This window comes from Bartonella sp. LB28NMGDW, assembly GCF_042194435.1.
GTDB lineage: Bacteria > Pseudomonadota > Alphaproteobacteria > Rhizobiales > Rhizobiaceae > Bartonella > Bartonella grahamii.
This window is the reverse complement of the sequence record NZ_JBHIMX010000007.1, coordinates 42,083-59,771: the sequence shown is the minus strand read 5'-3', so window position 1 is coordinate 59,771 and position 17,689 is coordinate 42,083. Positions and strand designations below refer to the sequence as shown.

The following is a 17,689-nucleotide window of genomic DNA, read 5'->3' as shown; positions in this document are numbered from 1 at the left end:
AAATAACTAGCGGGTTTCATTTAAACATCATATTGATATTTAATAGATATCACTTGTAAAATATTTTCTCATAATTTTCTCATAAGTTCCATCTAAACGGATTTCTTTTAGCGCCTTATTGAACTTATTTTTAAGATCATTATTATTTTGACGCAGTGCAATTGCAACAGGAAATTTTGTTTCTTCTAGAGTTCCAAGGAGGAGACAGCAATCTTTTCCTTCATTTTTAAGCCAATTTAATGCTTGTAATTTATCAACAATAATCACATCAAGTCGATGATTTAAAAGGTCACGATTCACTTCTATTGTGGAAGGGTAGAGTTTAATTTTCACCTCTTCAGAAGCATAATGATCTTCTGCATAGAAAGCTTGTGTTGTATTTGATTGTACACCAAGATTTTTACCTCTAAAGTCTTGTGTTGAGATTTCTTTAATTCCCGAAGCTTTGGTAACAATAACAGCCAGTGCTGTATCGTAGTAAGGATCTGTGAAGTCAATTTTTTGTAAGCGCTCTTGTGTGAGAGAGAGGGAGGCAATGATAGCATCATATTTTTTTGCAATAAGTCCAGGGATCATTCCCTCGAAGTCTTGTGTGACAACAGTACACTCAACATTCATTTTTTTACAAAGTGCATAAGATATATCAATATCAAGTCCCTGCAATTTATTATTTGAGTCAATATAACTAAAGGGAGGGTATGTGCCTTCACTCGCAATTTTTAATGTTTTCGCATTAGCCAATTGGGTGAATAGTGCGGCGCTTATTATAAGAGCTCTTGCTAATAGTTTCATGATGTTCTCCTATTGGATAAGCGGGAAAATATGAAATCACTATGTTTTTATAATCTGTAAGCTTTTTTGGAGCAATTCAAAAATTTATTGATGTTTATTTTAGATCATTATGTTGGACATTATTATCAAAAAAATTATCTTTTTTATTGATAAAAAAAGAATAAATATCTTATTGCTTGTATGATAGCTTAATTTTCATGAAATGATTGATTTGAATCATTTCATGAGTAAAAACTGAGGATTTTTCTTGAAAATAAAGCTATTCAATTTGAACATAAAGAAAAAATTAGATTTTGATACCATAAAAACACAATCTTATTGTTGTCATTATATTCTATAAAACGTTTAGATATCGAGCAACAATTAAAATTATTTTGATAAATGTAAATTTTCTTATAAAAATGCCGAATTCCCAATTACATTTGCATGCCCAATAAAGAGTTTAAAATATTCCTTAAATATAAAGACTGAATTTTAACTCATAGTGATATCTAATCAATATTGAAAGTAAAATATTTTTTCATAATTTTTTCATAGGTTCCATCAGCACGGATTTCTTCTATTGCTTTATTAAAACTGTTTTTAAGATCGTTATTATTTTGACGGAGTGCAATTGCAACAGGAAAATTTGTTTCTTCTAGAGTTCCTAGGAGGATACAGCAATCTTTTCCTTCATTTTCAAGCCAATTTAATGCTTTTAATTTATCAAAGATAATGATATCAAGCCGATGGCTTAAAAGATCACGATTAGCTTCTATTGCTGTAGGATAAAGTTTGATATTCACTCCTTCAGAGGCATAATAATCTTCCGCATATGCAGCTTGTGTTGTATTCGATTGTACTCCAAGATTTTTACCTCTAAAGTTTTGTGTTGAGATTTCTTTAATCCCCGAATTTTTGGTAACGATAACAGCGAGTACAGTACTGTAGTAAGGATCTGTAAAATCAATTTTTTGTAAGCGCTCTTTTGTAGGAGAAAGGGAAGAAACGATAGCATCGTATTTTTTTGCAAGAAGACCAGGAATCATCCCCTCGAAGTCTTGTGTGACAATAGTACATTCAACATTCATTTTTTTACAAAGCGCATAAGATATATCAATATCAAACCCTTGAAGTTCGTTATTTGAGTCAATATAACTAAATGGCGGATAAGAGGCATCGCTTGCAATTTTCAGCGTTTGAGAATTGGCCGATAGGGTAAACAGTGTTGCGCTTATTATAAGAGCTCCTGCTAATAATTTCATTATGTTCTCCTATTAGATAAGCTGGCAAATATGAAACCATCATGCATTTTTATAATCTGTAAGCTCTTTTGGAGCAATGTAAAAAATTTATCTGTGTTCATTTTGCTATCATTATGCTGGATATCATTATCAAAAAAATGATTTATTTTTATCAAGTATGGGAATAAAAAATACAGGAAAAAAGTACACCTCTTGTTGATTATATAATGATTTTTAATAATTTTACTTAAAAAATCAACAAGTTAGATTTAAAAGGAAAACTATTAACTTAAATACGAAGAAAATTTCAGCTCTTAACAGGACAAAATGTAAAGTATTTTTATTCTAATCTACTTGAAGAGAGATAAGAAGTTTTGGCATTTTAAAGAAGCACTTAATGTAAGCCTTTTGCAATTTTATCTGGAGAAGATAGAAAGTAAAATTGTTACATTGCTAGATTTTAATATGCAATAAGGTTTTTAAACACGAGGGAATGACAGGAAATACACTTCCATTAAAGATAATGAGAATTATAAGGTAAAATTTTCAATTTCTTTTTGCTAAATGTTTGGCTAACTTGCAGAAGAGTATTCTCAATTTAAAACTTAGAATTTTAATTTTTATGATGATGTTACCTCTGTAGAAAGAGTTTTAAAATCACGTTTTATAAAAATTCTCAAAGGATATTTTTGGATTATTTTCAATAAAGCTTCAGTAAACTAAAGCTTTATTGATTTCTTTTTTTAATTTGCACGTTCATCTATAGGAACATAGTCACGCATAGCATAGCCTGTGTAGAGTTGTCGAGGACGACCAATTTTTTGTGCAGGGTCTTCAATCATTTCTTTCCATTGAGCCACCCACCCGACACTGCGTGCCAATGCAAAAAGAACAGTAAACATTTCAGTTGGAAAGCCTAGAGCTTTTAATGTAATGCCGGAATAGAAATCAACATTGGGATAAAGCTTTTTCTCAATAAAATATTCATCACTTAAGGCAATTTTTTCAAGTTCTATTGCAATATCAAGAAGCGGGTCATCTTGAATGTTGAGTTCTTTTAAAACTTCATGACAGGTTTTTTGCATGATTTTTGCACGTGGGTCATAATTTTTATAGACACGGTGCCCAAAGCCCATAAGGCGGAAAGGATCATTTTTATCTTTTGCACGTGCAATAAATTCAGGAATTCTTTCAATAGAACCTATTTCTTGTAGCATTTTTAAACATGCTTCATTGGCACCACCATGTGCTGGTCCCCAAAGGCATGCAACACCTGCTGCAATACAGGCAAACGGATTAGCACCCGAGGATCCAGCAAGACGTACCGTAGATGTAGAAGCATTTTGTTCATGATCTGCATGAAGGATAAAGATTTGATCCATCGCCCGAGCAAGCACAGGGTTTGTTTTATATTCCTCACAAGGAACAGCAAAGCACATACGGAGGAAATTTGCAGCATAACTAAGATCATTACGTGGATAAACAAATGCTTGTCCGATACTGTATTTATAGGCCATAGCAGCAAGCGTTGGAACTTTTGAGATAAGACGAACAGAAGCAATCATTCTCTGGTGAGGATCTGTAATATCAATAGAGTCGTGATAGAACGCAGACATAGCGCCAAGGCAGGCAACCATGACGGCCATAGGATGAGAATCACGGCGGAAGCCATGGAAGAAGCGTGCAAACTGTTCGTGTACCATGGTATGCTGCATAATACATCGATCAAATTCATTTTTTTCTTGCTGTGTTGGAAGTTCACCATAAAGTAAAAGATAACAACTTTCGAGAAAGTCTCCTTTCTCAGCCAATTGATCAATAGGATAACCACGATAAAGCAATATGCCTTTATCACCGTCGATATAAGTAATTTTTGATTCACAAGAAGCTGTTGAAGTAAAACCAGGATCATAAGTAAAAATATCGGTTTTTTTGTAGAGAGAAGCAATTTCAATGACCTCAGGTCCAATCGTACCTTTACGCAAGGGAAGCTCTACTTTTCTATCATTCACAATAATATATGCGTTACTCTCAGACATTCGGTATTCCTTTCAGATCCTTCACTTCTAAAAATTAAGACTCTGCTTCATCAGAGTGGGGGATGTATAACTGAAGCTTTTCTTACTTATATTAAGGGTAGATTGCCTCCAAAAGTGAGTACATGCAATCTAAAAATATTCCCTCATTGATCATTATTACTCAATAAAAAATGTATTTCAATGATATAACATAAAAAACTCTTTTAGGGCGCGTTGAGATATCTCTATAGATCCCTATTTGAGGAAATATACTCAGTACACATCATGGGCATATTGGTGTGATAAGTTGGTCCTTGATGCGATGAAGAGCTTCATCGCGTCCTAATAAAATAAGAACATCCAAAACACTTGGTGATGTTGCACATCCTGTAAGAGCTGCGCGAAGTGGTTGGGCGATAGATCCAAACTTGAGATTCTGCGTTTGTACACAAGAGCGAAGTGTTTCATCTAGGTTTTTTGTATCCCAAGAGGGGCAAGCTTTCAGGGCAAGATAAAGATCGTTTAAAATGGTTCGTCCATTTTTATCCAAGAGCATTTGTGCTTTTTCATCAAGTTGTAAAGGTCGTTGTGTAAAAATGAAGGAGGCATTGTCAATCAGTTCGCACAGTGTTTTTGAACGTTCTTTCAAATGCGGGATTGCTTTTAAAAATTGAACACGGCGTTTTTCATCAAGTCTTTCAATAATTTGTGCTCCCCTATCGGTTTCTGGTAGAATATTAAGAGCGGCATCAAAAAGTTCTTGATCATTACTCATGCGCATATAGTGTCCGTTGATGGAATCGAGCTTTTTGAGATCAAAACGAGCAGCACCTTTGTTAATATCCTCAATGTCAAACCAAGAAATCATATCTTTAAGCGACATCAGTTCGTCATCACCATGACTCCAACCTAAACGGACAAGGTAATTGCGCAAAGCAGCAGGAAGATATCCCATTGTTCGGTAGGTATCAACACCGAGTGCACCATGCCGCTTTGATAATTTTGCACCGTTTTCACCATGGATAAGAGGAATATGGGCCATAACAGGAATGTCCCACCCCATTGCATTGAAGATAATTGTTTGGCGTGCTGCATTTGTAAGATGATCATCACCGCGTATAATATGTGTTACACCCATATCATGATCATCAACGACAACAGCATGCATATAGGTAGGCGAACCATCAGAACGCAAAATAATGAAGTCATCGAGATCTTTATTAGGAAAACGGACATCACCTTGAACACGATCATGTACAATCGTTTCTCCATCTTGAGGGGCTTTGATGCGAATAACAGGCTTAACACCTTTAGGAGCTTCAGAACTATCACGGTCCCGCCAACGTCCATCATAACGTGGTGGGCGCCCTTCTGCACGGGCTTTTTCACGCATTTCAGCTAACTCCTCAGGTGAAGCATAGCAATAGTAAGCTTTGCCGTTTTTGACCAACTGTTCGGCGATTTGGCGGTGACGTTCAGCACGTTCAAATTGCGAAATAGGGGCGCCATCATAATTAAGCCCCATCCAGTGCAAGCCATCTATAATAGCTTTTACAGCTGCTTCTGTTGAGCGCTCTCGGTCTGTATCTTCAATTCGTAAAAGCATTTTTCCACCGGTATGTTTTGCATAAAGCCAATTAAAAAGAGCAGTACGAGCACCACCAATATGAAGGAAGCCAGTGGGTGAAGGGGCAAAACGAGTAATAACAGACACGAATATTTTCCTTTAAACTAAGATATTTCTTATGGAACTTTATAGAAAAGTCATGTTAGCATAAGTGATGGGGTGTGCAATAGCCGTATTGCGAGTTAAAGTGGGGGACTGATGTTTTATAAAAGTAAAGAGGGTTTATCCGAAAAATCTGTTACAGAAAGAAAAAAGCCATGCAAAATAGGGCAGAGTGTTTTTTCTAGATATGATGATGCAAAGAACGGTAGCTATAACCAACAAAAACTTTTTTTATTGAAACTCTCAAAAGAAGTAATCATTTTTTTTCGCAAATGGTTAGAAGATTGTATTAGTAAAGAAGTTTCTTTTGGTATCCTTTTTTCGCTGATTTTAGTCTTTTTTGCCCTAGGAATCATTTTGTATTTTCATTTAGAGTGGGAACCAAGTTGGGGACAATTGGGGGCGTTGGTCAGTATTTTTCTGGGAATATTCTATGTTGCACGTTTTTATCGAAAAATATGGATTCCCGTGGGATTTCTGTTTTGTATTATATTGGGTGCTTTAGCGGCAAAAATAGAAACGTGGCGTATTGCAACACCCATGTTAAGCAGTGACATTGTCACTACATTGACGGGAAGAATTGTTTCTATTGAGTCAGGCGCCAAAGGAGGATTTCGTTTAGTTTTGGATATTTTGAGTACAGAAAAGCCCATATTACGCCATAGTCTTCATCGTATTCGTTTATCGGCAAGATATTTGCCATCCGGCTTAGCGATTGGTGATGGACTGCATGGAAAAGTTAAGATTCGTGCATTCTCTGGGCCGGTGCGTCCAGGAGGCTACGATTTTAGTTTTCATAATTATTTTAAAAGAATTGGGGCTCAAGGCGTTTATTTAGGAAAACCAAGAAAAATATCCGTTTCGCAGCCTGATGGAATATTTGCTATCGTTCTACAGAAAATTGAAAATTTACGCACGAAGATGACACAAAGAATCCGTATGGCCCTTGAAGGAGAAAAGGGGAGTGTTGCTGCTGCTCTCATAACAGGGCAGCGTGCTGGCATTTCAAATGAGACAAATGAAGCATTACGGACGGCTGGATTAGCCCATATTTTATCAATATCAGGTTTACATATGGCGTTGTTAAGCGGCATAGTTCTTTTGAGTATCCGTAGTTTTTTAGCATTTTTTCCAGTTTTTTCTTCCTATTATTCCAGTAAAAAATTTGCTGCTATCGTTGCGTTTATGATAACAGCTTTTTATTTGTTATTGTCGGGCTTAGCAATATCAGCGCAAAGAAGTTTTGTGATGATTGCTGTTATGTTGGTTGCTATATTGTGTAATCGCTCTGCTATAACAATGCGTAATTTTTCTATTGCAGGGTTGATAACTCTGGCGATTACACCCCATGAAATATTAGGTCCTAGCTTTCAAATGTCCTTTTCTGCGACTGCTGCTTTGATCGCTTTTTTTGATTGGTGGAGTGGAAGATCATTTTTTCGTAAAAGAAAAACAACCCCCTCTTATGTTGGAGGAGGAGTGATAAATTTTGCTTTCTTATCGATACTTTCAACATGTGCTTCTTCCCTTGTTGCAGGGAGTGCAAGTGGAATTTATGCTGCTTATCATTTTTCTAATACGGCATCTTTGAGCGTTATCAGTAATGCTTTTGCTTTGCCTGTCATCTCAATTTTCGTCATTCCTTTTGGATTAATTGCAGTTCTCGCAATGTTAGGAGGATTCGAATGGCTCCCCCTTCAAATTATGGGGTTTGGTGTTGATCTTGTGATAAAGATTGCGCTTGCGATCAAGGCTATTTCTCCTGATTTGAATCCTGGTTTTATGCCGTTATCAGCGTTAGTTTTATTGAGTATAGGCTTGGTTGGACTGACTTTTTGCAAAACACCCATCCGGCTCTTTTTTAGTTTGTTTATTTTGGCAGGTATTTCTATTTGTGTAATGCATTCACCTATACAACTGATTATAGCAGATAATATGCGTCTCGTGGGCGTTATCCATGATAAAAAATTATATATTGATCGTTACCATATTTCTAAGTTCACGACATCCATATGGAAAAAGTCATTTCGTGTGAATGAAACGATTAAACCAACAAAATATGGTCCTTCGTTGCACGGACAATTTATTTGTGATTATCATGTATGTACGTCATTATTAGAGAATGGATTAAAAGTAGTTGTTTTACAAAGAGAAACAGATCAATGTGTAGAGGCAGATATTCTCATTCAGACATTTGTGATGCATAATCCAACTTGTTACAAGAAGGCAAAAATAATATTTATGCCTCAACAATTGTTATCACGAGGAAGTGTTATGATGACCAAAGGTGGAGATATTATTTGGTCTTCTCTAGGGTTTCATAGACCATGGAATATGCACAGACAGCATTCATAAAAAAATATAATCTATCATATTTTGCTTCACATTTGGATAATGACAAAACAAAAAATAATAGAAGACTTTTCTGATAAAATTTTGCGGTATTTAAATTAGTAAGTTTATCAAAGTCATTAAAACGGGATAATAATCTAGAGTTTTCTAGAAACAGATGATTTTTATATCTAATCATTTTAAATTTTTCAAAAAAAATTAAGATGCACATCTTTGTGCATCCTATTGATAGCACAAGATAAATCAAAAATTCTTATTGAATGAGAAAAATGCTAACAAATTTTCTCAAAGAAATAAAAAAGATAATTGTTGATTATTCTATTTTATTCTTATCATATATTTCTATAACGAGTAACATCTCTTCAAGCAAGAGATGATGGTAAATTTAAATAGATTGCGTCAAGAGGTTATCTTTTATTATCATTATTATCGATGGTAATAGGGGTGATAAATGCTGCTTATACGGATAAAAGGCAAAGTCATTCATGGATGTTCAGCAGTTAAAAAAAATGGCAGCTATAAAAGCGCTTGAGTTTGTTGAAGATGGTATGCGGCTTGGTATCGGATCTGGTTCGACAGTCAATGAGTTTATTCGTCTTCTAGGCGAGCGTGTTGCGGATGGTTTGCATGTGACTGGTGTTGCTACTTCAAGATATTCTGAACAACTCTGTCGTAAATTTGGAGTACCTGTTAGCACTTTAGAACAAATACCTGAGCTGGATCTTGATATTGACGGAGCAGATGAAATTGGTCCTGAGATGATGCTCATTAAAGGGGGAGGGGGAGCATTGTTGTATGAAAAAATTGTAGCATCGGCATCTCGTGCAATGCTTGTCATTGCTGATGAAACAAAGGTGGTAAAAAGACTTGGTGCTTTTGCACTACCAATTGAAGTTAATCCATTTGGTATCCACACAACATGCAGAACCATTGAAAAAGTCGCTGATGATTTAGGGCTTTCTGGAGAAATTGCATTGCGAATGAATGGAAAAAATCCTTTTGAAACAGATGGTGGTCATTTTATTCTTGATGCATTTTGGGGCTGCATTTTGCAACCAAAACCATTATCGGACGCACTTCTTTCCATTCCTGGTGTTGTTGAGCATGGCCTTTTTTTGGGATTGGCTTCACGTGCAATTGTAGCTATGGCTGATGGTCAAACAAAAATTTTAGAATCTTTTGATTTTTAGAGAAGACAGTTTCATGACGATATGTTAGCACAGTAAAAAAAGATCTTAAAGATTTTAGATAGAAAACGAATTAAAATTATAATTAACGATCGGGGTAATCATTAAATGAGAATAATATTTTCTTTTCAGCGTTTTGTCGTATATTTTGGTGCAATTGCTATTTTTATTGTGAATATTGGAATGGCTTATGCACAAGGTGTGAGCGATCAACATTTAGCTTCAGCTAGAAAGGCTATAAGTGCCATTCACGCAACGGATCAGTTTGATAGTTTTTTACCAAATGCGGTAGACGATCTTAAAACTGCACTGATGAGGGATGATCCAAATTTGGCAGAGGCAATTTCTGATATTGTTGATAAGCAGGCGCTTGCTTTAATTAAAAGGCGCTCTGATCTAGAAAAAGAGATTGCTCATGTATATGCAAAATATTTTACTCAAAAAGAGCTTGATGCAATAACAGCATTCTACAGTTCTGATACCGGTAAAAAGTTTTTGACAGAAGTCCCCAATATCGCACGTGATTCTTATTCAGCATTTGATGTATGGCGTTCTGCGCTTATGCGGGATCTTGTAGAAAATGTGAAAAAAGAGATGTCTGAAATACTTAATTTGAATAAGTCTACTATGCCTACAAATATGCCTATAAAATCAGAATCTTCAGAAAATAAAAAATAGCTTGATTAATATCATGACAACCAATGGGCAATTTCTGATTTTTTAAATAGCGGCGGTTTTCCCGCCGTTTTTAATATTTTAATGAGAGTAGGTCTTTTTAGAATACGGCTTTATAAAAAATGCTTCTTCAAAAGAAAAAAAGACTTTCATTTGATAATAAATGATCTTAGCCTATTCTTGCAGATACATAAGAAGGAATAATTCGTGGGCTCTTTTGACTTTGATTTATTTGTTATTGGAAGTGGTTCTGGTGGAGTGCGTGCAGCACGGCTTGCTGGAGGACTCGGTAAGCGTGTTGCTATAGCAGAGGAATATCGGATAGGGGGCACTTGTGTTATTCGTGGTTGTGTTCCCAAAAAACTTTATGTTTATGCATCACAATATGTAAAAGAATTTAAGAAAAGTATTGGTTTTGGGTGGGAATATGCGGATCCAATTTTTAGTTGGGAAAAGTTGGTTGCGGCTAAAAATAAAGAAATATCAAGGTTAGAAGGGCTGTATCGTAAGGGATTAGAGAATAACAATGTGCATATTTATGAAAGTCGTGCTACTTTTGTAGATGATCACACATTAGAGCTTTCTGCCACGGGTGAGCGGGTAAGTGCAGAAAAAATTTTGATTGCAACAGGGGCAAAAGTTGCACCAAATACTTCCATAGAAGGCGGTGGATTTTGCCTCACTTCTAATGAGATTTTTGACCTTGATCAACTCCCAAAATCAATAGTCATTGTTGGTGGAGGGTATATTGGTGTTGAATTTACTAATATTTTTCATGAATTAGGTGTAAAAACAACGCTGCTCCATCGTGGTGATTTAATCCTTCGTGGTTTTGATCATGATTTGCGGCAATTGCTTAATGATGCAATGATTGAAAAAGGGATTTCTATTCTCTATGGCGTAACAATTTCTAAAGTGCAGGCTGCAGAAAATTGTTATGAAGTTATTTTATCAAATGGGCAAACGATTAGTGCTGATCAGATTATGTTGGCTACGGGGCGTGTACCAAATACAACGGGTTTAAGACTTGAGCGGGCAGGTGTTCAAGTGGATGAATTTGGTGCAGTTGTTGTTGATGAAAGAATGACAACAAATATACCCCATATTTGGGCTGTTGGTGATGTAACAGGCCATATTCAATTAACACCTGTAGCGATTCATGATGCAATGTGTTTCGTGAAGACTGCGTTTGAGAATATTCCCACGACACCTGATTATGATTTAATTACGACGGCAGTTTTTTCTCAGCCAGAGATTGGAACAGTTGGTCTTTCAGAAGAAGATGCGGTACGTTGTTATAAGCGTCTTGAAATTTATCGTACAGTTTTTCGTCCTATGCGTAATGTTCTTTCTGGGAGTTCAGAGAAAATGCTTATGAAACTCATTGTTGATGGTGAAAGCCGTATTGTTGTGGGTGCTCATATTTTAGGGGAAAACGCTGGTGAGATGGCACAGCTTATAGGGATAGCTCTCAAAGGAAAGCTGACGAAGGATATCTTTGATGAAACGATGGCCGTGCATCCAACGATGGCAGAAGAATTGGTAACGATGTATAAACCAAGTTATATATATGAAAATGGGAAGAAAATAGAAAGTTAAACAGCATATATTGCGGTAAAAAGCTTTTGATATGCCAATCTTTAAGATTAATCTTTAGCGAGAGTGTAATGATAAAAGAATGGGCGCCTGACTCCTGGAGAACAAGGCCAATTAAACAAGTTCCGACTTATCCGGATAAGTCTATGTTAGAAGATGTTGAACGAAAACTGAGAAGCTATCCTCCTTTAGTTTTTGCCGGTGAAGCACGTGATTTAAAAAATGAATTAGCAGCCGTTGCAAAAGGACAAGCTTTTTTATTGCAAGGTGGTGATTGTGCCGAAAGCTTTGCAGAACATGAAGCTGATAATATCCGTGATTTTTTTCGTGTATTTTTGCAAATGGCGATTGTTTTAACCTTTGGTAGTTCTAAACCAGTTGTTAAAATTGGTCGTATTGCTGGTCAATTTGCAAAGCCTCGCTCTTCTGATATCGAAAGCAAAGAGGGAGTTGAATTTCCTGCTTATCGTGGGGATATTATTAATGGCATTGAATTTGAAGCCGGTTCTCGTATTCCAGATCCGCAACGGATGTCTATGGCTTATCGCCAATCTGCGGCAACACTTAATCTATTGCGTGCTTTCTCACAAGGTGGCTATGCTAATTTAGAAAATGTTCACACATGGATGTTGAGTTTTGTTTCTAACAGTCCGCAGGGGGAACGTTATGAATTATTGGCAGAGCGTATTTCTGAATCAATTGATTTTATGCGTTCTATAGGGATTACATCCAAAACACATTCTTCATTGCGTGAAACATCTTTTTATACCAGTCATGAAGCACTTTTGCTTGGTTATGAAGAGGCTTTGACTCGGATTGATTCAACTTCAGGAAATTGGTATGCAACATCCGGTCATATGTTATGGATTGGTGACCGTACACGTCAGATTGACCATGCTCACGTTGAATATTGTCGCGGCATTAAAAATCCTATAGGATTAAAATGTGGTCCTTCCATTGAACCTGATGAGGTTTTAAAATTAATTGATATTTTAAATCCTGAAAACGAACTGGGGCGGCTTACTCTCATTACGCGCTTTGGTTATGATAAAGTTGAAAGTTATCTGCCTAAACTCATCCGTGCCGTTGAACGTGAGAAGCGTGCGGTTATATGGTCATGTGATCCAATGCATGGCAATACAATTACTGCCAATGGTTATAAGACGCGTCCCTTTGATTATGTTTTAAAAGAAGTAGAGAATTTTTTTGCAGTGCATCGTGGAGAGGGAACTTATCCAGGAGGTATTCATATTGAGATGACAGGTCGTGATGTTACTGAATGTACAGGAGGGGCGCATGCTATTTCTGTAGACGATTTATCTGATCGTTATCATACGCAATGTGATCCACGGTTAAATGCAGATCAAGCGTTAGAATTGGCTTTTCTTGTTGCTGAACTCCTTAAAAAAAATCGTGCGAATGATTCGTTAGGAATTGCTGCTGGTGGGTAGGAAAAATTTGCCTAATATACTTTTAGGTCATTATGGCAGAAGAGAATTTTTAAAAAAGTGATATTTCCTGATGATGAAGAATAAAGTTGTGGTTGCTAAACTGATGAAATGATACAAAGGCTTATGAAAAATGATTTTCGGGTATCAATTGCCCAATTAAATCCTATTGTTGGTGATATTGAGGGGAATTTTTCTTTAGCTGCCATGGCACATCAAAAGGCCAAAGAAGAGGGGGCTGATCTTGTTTTATTCACGGAACTTTTTATAAGCGCTTATCCGCCGGAAGATCTTGTTCTAAAACCTGCTTTTACAAAAACATGTGAAGAGACTGTTAAGAAATTAGCAAAGATAACCGTAGGTGGACCAGGAATTGTCATTGGTCTTCCATTAAGACGCAATGGCAATATTTACAACGGTGTCATGCTTCTTGATGAAGGGCGAGTCATTGCCGAAAATTTGAAGTTTGATCTACCTAATTATGCTGAATTTGATGAAAAGCGTTTATTTTCTTCAGGCCCACGACCTGAGCCTCTTATCTATCGTGGGGTAGGACTAGGAATAGTGATTTGTGAAGATATTTGGAATGATTCTTCACTTTGTGCGGAGCTTGGTAATAAAGGAGCGGAAATTATTCTTGTCCTTAACGGATCTCCCTACTATCGTAATAAAACCTTAAAACGTATAGATGTTGTTCATACGCAAGCTCTACGATCTGGGGTACCAATTATTTATGCTAATCAAGTTGGTGGTCAAGATGAGCTCGTTTTTGATGGCGGGTCTTTTGCCTTGAATGGAGAAGGAAAAAAGATATTTCAAATGAAGCACTTTGATAGCCATATTGCTTTGAGCCATTGGCAAAAAATAACGACGGGATGGCACTGTATTTCAGGTCCTAATGAAAGTCTTCTCAATGGATTAGCGGCCGATTATCAAGCTTGTGTTTTAGGGTTGAGAGATTACGTTAATAAAAATCGCTTTAAGGATGTTATTCTTGGTCTTTCAGGAGGAATTGATTCAGCCCTGTGTACGGCAATGGCGGTGGATGCTCTTGGCTCTGAGAGAGTTCGCACCATTATGATGCCCTATCATTATACTTCACAAGAATCGTTAAAAGATGCTAAAGAGTGTGCACAACTTCTAGGATGTCATTATGAAATAATACCGATTGAGCAACCTGTTGAAGCTTTTTTGAACGCAATGGCGCCAGTTTTTTTAGGGTTGCCGTCTGATGTGACAGAAGAAAATCTTCAAAGCCGTGTACGTGGGACTATTTTAATGGCACTTTCCAATAAATTTGGCTCAATGGTAGTGACAACAGGCAATAAGTCGGAAATGGCTGTGGGATATGCAACACTGTATGGTGATATGAATGGCGGGTTTAATCCTATTAAGGATATTTATAAAATGCAGGTTTATGCATTAGCTGAGTGGCGCAATAAAAATCACTTGCACAATTTGAAAGGACCAGAAGGAATTGTCATTCCATCCAATATTATAGAAAAAACGCCTTCTGCAGAGCTGCGGGAAAATCAAAAAGATGAAGATTCTCTTCCGCCTTATCCTATTCTAGATGATATCTTGCAATCTCTTATAGAAAATGACATGAGTATTTGTGATATTATTAAACGTGGGTATTCACGGGAAACTGTTGAGAAAGTTGAACAGCTTCTTTATGGTGCCGAATATAAAAGACGACAATCTGCACCCGGTGTAAAAATCAGTTACAAGAATTTCGGACGCGATCGTCGCTATCCCATAGTCAATCATTTTCGCGATAAAAATTGAGTATTATTTTATGGTTAAAGTTCGTTTTGCTCCCTCTCCAACAGGTTATATTCATATTGGCAATATCCGTATTGCGCTTTTCAATTGGCTTTATGCGCAAGCGCATAAAGGAGCATTTATCTTGCGCTATGATGATACAGATGTTGAACGTTCTAAACAAGAATATATCGATGCTATTGCTGTTGACCTTGAATGGCTTGGTATTCAACCAGATTCAATTTATTACCAATCTAAGCGATTTAATCGATATGATGAAGTTGCGGAAATTCTCAAACAACGCGGGCTTCTTTATCCCTGTTATGAGACTGCAGAAGAATTAGAGCGACGTCGTAAAATCCAGCTTTCACGCAAATTGCCTCCTATTTATAACCGTGCAGCATTAAAATTGACAGCAGAAGAGAAAAAAAACTTTGAATCTCAAGGTCGTAAACCCCATTGGCGTTTTCTTCTTCCTAATTTTGAAAGTGATCCTTTACAAACAAAGCGAACAGAAGTTTGCTGGAATGATGCAATAAAGGGAAAGCAGACGATTGATTTGGCTTCTCTTTCAGATCCTGTTCTTATTCGTGAAGATGGAAGCTATCTTTATACATTGCCCTCTATTGTTGATGATGTAGATATGGCTATTACGCATATTATTCGTGGGGATGATCATATTACAAATACAGGCGCTCAAATTGCTATTTTTAAAGCTCTTAATGCAGAATTACCGGTTTTTGCTCATACCAATTTATTGGCGACAGTTTTAGGAAAAGGATTTTCAAAACGTAATAATGATCTTTCTATTCGTTCTCTAAGGGAAGAAGGATTTGAATCTATAGCTGTTCAATGCCTTGCCGTTTTGATTGGGACATCGCAAAATGTGCATTCCTATCCTAATCAAGCAGCGCTTTTAGAGCATTTTAATCTCCAAGATACGTCAAGATCCGTTGCAAAATTTGATATTGCTGATCTTCTTGCTTTGAATAGTCATCTTGTCCATGAGTTAACCTATGAAGAAGTAAAAATGCGCCTTAAAAAACTTTCTATTGAGGGAGATAAGGCGGAATATTTCTGGAACGCGATAAGAAACAATATTAATAAAGTCAATGATGCTGTTTTGTGGTGGAAAATCATTCATGATGAACAGAATTTTGATACAGTGGCACTAGAGGATCGTGTATTTGTGCGTCAATCACTCGATTTCTTACCTGAAGGTGCTTTGAATGAGGAAAGTTGGAAAATTTGGACAACAGCATTAAAAGAAAAAACAGGTCGAAAAGGAAAAGCTTTATTTATGCCATTACGTCAGGCACTTACAGGCATGGATCATGGACCTGAAATGGGAAAAATTTTGCAGCTTTTAGGGCGTGAAAAGGTAGCAGAAAGACTCTCTAGGAAATAAGAGCGGCTTTTTTTTAAGCATTTCGTTCATTTCACTCTTAAAGAGAGTAAAGAGCGAATTTATTTACACGTTTTTATAAGCATGAAAGCAGGAATATCATCACCAAATCCAAGGGGCGTGTAATTCTTATTTTTTCGTGGGCGTTGTTGCTCAGATGGCTTCTCTTTATCATTTGCATTTTTGATACATTCTGTTTCATTCTCTTCTACAGATTTTTTAGTGTGAGCAACAGGCTCTTTTGGAGCAGTTTTCTTTGGTGATTTTGAAGATTTTTTCTTTACAACAATATCTTCTGTTTGATCATCGGCTATTAAAGTTGAGAGATCTCCATTGAGCCATTCAATTTTTTCATTACTCATTTCCTCAATGGCATTGATATATTTTTGATCAGCTTTTGTGACAATTGTAAAAGCTTTTCCGCTACGATTTGCACGCCCTGTACGACCAATTCGATGAATATAGTCTTCAGCATGTGTGGGAACGTCATAATTGAAGACATGGCTTACGGCGGGGATATCAAGTCCACGGGCGGCAACATCAGATGCAACAAGAAGTGTGAGTTTATTGTCTTTAAAATCGGCTAATGTGCTCATGCGCGAGTATTGGTCCATATCTCCATGAAGCGCACCTACACTAAAATTATGTCTGATGAGAGATCTAAAAAGTTCAGAGATATCTCTTTTCCGATTACAGAAAATAATAGCGTTTTGAAGTTCTGCACCTTCATTATGAATAAGTTCTCGCAAAACAGCTCTTTTATCCCATGACTTACTTCCCGATTTGACGAGCCGCTGTGTAATTGTGGTTGCGGTTGAGGATGCTTTTGTAACTTCAACAGAAACAGGAGAATGTAAAAATTGCTTTGTTATTTTTGCAATTTCTGGCGCCATTGTTGCAGAAAAGAACAAAGTTTGACGTGTAAAAGGAGTTAGCTTACAGATGCGTTCAATATCAGGAATAAAGCCCATATCCAACATGCGATCAGCTTCATCAATAACAAGGATTTCAACGCCCATCAGGAGCAGTTTACCGCGCTCGCAATGATCGAGAAGGCGCCCTGGTGTTGCTATAAGAACATCAGCTCCCCGTTCAAGTTTGCGATCTTGGAGTTCAAAAGAAACTCCACCAATCAAAAGAGCAACATTTAAACGATGATTTATTCCGTATTTGTCGAAATTTTCTTCAACTTGAGCTGCAATTTCCCGTGTTGGTTCTAAGATGAGCGTACGGGGCATTCGTGCTCTTGCACGACCTTTTTCAAGGAGAGTGAGCATAGGCAATACGAAAGAAGCGGTTTTACCTGTTCCCGTTTGGGCGATTCCTAAAACGTCTTTTCTTTGAAGGACATGTGGAATTGTTTCACTTTGAATAGGTGTTGGAGCTGTATATCCCGCTGATTCCACCGCATTAATAACTTTTGCGGAAAGACCTAAATCAGCAAAACTGTTTAAAGATGGTATCATTTTTTTATCAATTGCTCTGTGATTTTAACTGCGC

Annotated in this window: 12 protein-coding genes; 7 read left to right on the top strand and 5 right to left on the bottom strand. The window is 36.8% G+C overall.

Annotation, left to right across the window (positions count from 1 at the left end; genetic code table 11):
* Nucleotides 1–39: 39 nt before the first annotated feature.
* The 4 genes from ACFIKG_RS05720 to gltX (ACFIKG_RS05705) all read right to left on the bottom strand — a co-directional run bounded on the left by ACFIKG_RS05720 (nt 40) and on the right by gltX (ACFIKG_RS05705) (nt 5,747).
* Nucleotides 40–792, bottom strand: coding sequence for a transporter substrate-binding domain-containing protein (locus tag ACFIKG_RS05720; protein WP_375651899.1), 753 nt, complete (start codon nt 790–792; stop codon nt 40–42).
* 491 nt (nt 793–1,283) lie between these two features.
* Entirely contained in the window at nt 1,284–2,036 is a 753-nt protein-coding gene (locus tag ACFIKG_RS05715; protein WP_375626242.1) for a transporter substrate-binding domain-containing protein, read from the bottom strand.
* A 722-nt stretch (nt 2,037–2,758) separates the two neighbouring features.
* Entirely contained in the window at nt 2,759–4,054 is a 1,296-nt protein-coding gene (gene gltA / locus ACFIKG_RS05710) for a citrate synthase (RefSeq protein WP_375627199.1), read from the bottom strand.
* A 262-nt stretch (nt 4,055–4,316) separates the two neighbouring features.
* Nucleotides 4,317–5,747 (bottom strand): glutamate--tRNA ligase, encoded by a 1,431-nt coding sequence (gene gltX / locus ACFIKG_RS05705; protein ID WP_375651898.1) that lies wholly within the window; start codon nt 5,745–5,747, stop codon nt 4,317–4,319.
* A gap of 111 nt (nt 5,748–5,858) precedes the next feature.
* Between gltX (ACFIKG_RS05705) and ACFIKG_RS05700 the strand changes: the two genes are divergently transcribed.
* From ACFIKG_RS05700 to gltX (ACFIKG_RS05670), 7 genes are all read left to right on the top strand, one after another.
* Nucleotides 5,859–8,117, top strand: coding sequence for a ComEC/Rec2 family competence protein (locus ACFIKG_RS05700; RefSeq protein ID WP_375651897.1), 2,259 nt, complete (start codon nt 5,859–5,861; stop codon nt 8,115–8,117).
* A 482-nt stretch (nt 8,118–8,599) separates the two neighbouring features.
* Entirely contained in the window at nt 8,600–9,304 is a 705-nt protein-coding gene (gene rpiA, locus ACFIKG_RS05695; RefSeq protein WP_375651896.1) for a ribose-5-phosphate isomerase RpiA, read from the top strand.
* A 105-nt stretch (nt 9,305–9,409) separates the two neighbouring features.
* Nucleotides 9,410–9,979 carry a DUF2059 domain-containing protein gene (locus ACFIKG_RS05690; RefSeq protein ID WP_375626233.1) on the top strand — a complete coding sequence of 190 codons (570 nt, stop codon included), beginning with the start codon at nt 9,410–9,412 and terminating at the stop codon, nt 9,977–9,979.
* A gap of 204 nt (nt 9,980–10,183) precedes the next feature.
* On the top strand, nt 10,184–11,575 hold the full coding sequence (gene gor, locus ACFIKG_RS05685) for a glutathione-disulfide reductase (RefSeq protein WP_375626232.1): 1,392 nt from the start codon (nt 10,184–10,186) through the stop codon (nt 11,573–11,575).
* 68 nt (nt 11,576–11,643) lie between these two features.
* The gene (locus ACFIKG_RS05680; RefSeq protein WP_375627207.1) at nt 11,644–13,023 is read left to right on the top strand and encodes a class II 3-deoxy-7-phosphoheptulonate synthase; all 1,380 of its coding nucleotides are present in this window, start codon (nt 11,644–11,646) and stop codon (nt 13,021–13,023) included.
* Nucleotides 13,024–13,146: 123 nt separating this feature from the next.
* Nucleotides 13,147–14,808, top strand: a complete 1,662-nt coding sequence (locus tag ACFIKG_RS05675) for an NAD+ synthase (protein ID WP_375626229.1) — start codon at nt 13,147–13,149, stop codon at nt 14,806–14,808.
* A gap of 10 nt (nt 14,809–14,818) precedes the next feature.
* The gene (gltX, locus tag ACFIKG_RS05670; protein WP_375651895.1) at nt 14,819–16,192 is read left to right on the top strand and encodes a glutamate--tRNA ligase; all 1,374 of its coding nucleotides are present in this window, start codon (nt 14,819–14,821) and stop codon (nt 16,190–16,192) included.
* 59 nt (nt 16,193–16,251) lie between these two features.
* Here gltX (ACFIKG_RS05670) and ACFIKG_RS05665 read toward each other — a convergent pair whose 3' ends face one another.
* Nucleotides 16,252–17,655 carry a DEAD/DEAH box helicase gene (locus ACFIKG_RS05665; protein ID WP_375626225.1) on the bottom strand — a complete coding sequence of 468 codons (1,404 nt, stop codon included), beginning with the start codon at nt 17,653–17,655 and terminating at the stop codon, nt 16,252–16,254.
* Nucleotides 17,656–17,689: the final 34 nt, after the last annotated feature.